1 protein-coding gene is annotated in these 873 nt (G+C 60.6%); it reads right to left on the reverse strand.

The genetic code is table 11. The features are described from left to right. On the reverse strand, positions 1–784 hold a 784-nt coding region (locus GFJ39_RS13910; RefSeq protein ID WP_194285398.1), incomplete at its 3' end, for an IS110 family RNA-guided transposase. Positions 785–873 lie beyond the last annotated feature (89 nt).

Consider the following 873-nt stretch of genomic DNA (forward strand, 5'->3'; position numbering starts at 1 on the left):
CTAGGCCAAGCCAGCTCATCAGTTGCTTGGGCGTATCAAAGCGACTGAGATCGCCAATTTCGGCAACCAAGGTCGCGGCCACCACGAGCCCGACACCACGGAGGGCCTGCAACGCCTGAACCAGAGGAGCCAGCGACCATTGCGGCAGTGCTTCCACCAGCATGGAGTCCAGCCTGTCGCAGCGATGCTGTGCCTCCTCAATCCGTCGGATACCTTCACCGAACACGAATTGCTGATGCGGTGCGTCGAAGGCCTGCTCACTGAGCCAGCGCCAATGCGCCTTGGTCCAATTCGATCGCCCGGTGAATTTGCGCCCATGGCGAAGCAGGAAGCTCAATATTGTTTGCCGGCTGGCAACCAGATCCTGTTTCGCCTGCCGACGTCCCCGGATCAGATCCCGGATGGCTTCGTGCGCCTCGTCCGGCACCCAGATTGCTGTCAGTTCGCCCGAGCGCAGCAGGCGCGCCAGCATCTGGGCGTCGCGTCGATCAGTCTTCACCCGATCCGCCGACTTGCGCGGGATGACCGACGGCGCGATGACGCTGCATTCCACGCCCAGGTCGGTCAACTGACGATAGATACCATATCCACAGCCGCCTGCTTCATAGCAGAAGTGGAGCGTGACATCGGGCGCTGCCAGGCGTGCCACCAGGCGCCGTATGGCATCGGGCGTGTTGGGAATAGTCCCGTGGAACCGGATCTCTCCCGATCGCCCGTCATTGGCGACCGCCACGGCAATTGTCTCCTTGTGAACGTCCAGGCCAATAAATTTCGCAGTCGACATTGTCATTCTCCTCTCCTGACAAAGTGAGCTTACGCTCCCCCTGACCTCGGAAAACGAGGCGAATGACGGTCATTGGGTCTATAATCCGG

The sequence above is a fragment of the Gluconobacter aidae genome (assembly GCF_009547075.1).
In the GTDB taxonomy this organism is placed as follows: Bacteria; Pseudomonadota; Alphaproteobacteria; order Acetobacterales; family Acetobacteraceae; genus Gluconobacter; species Gluconobacter aidae.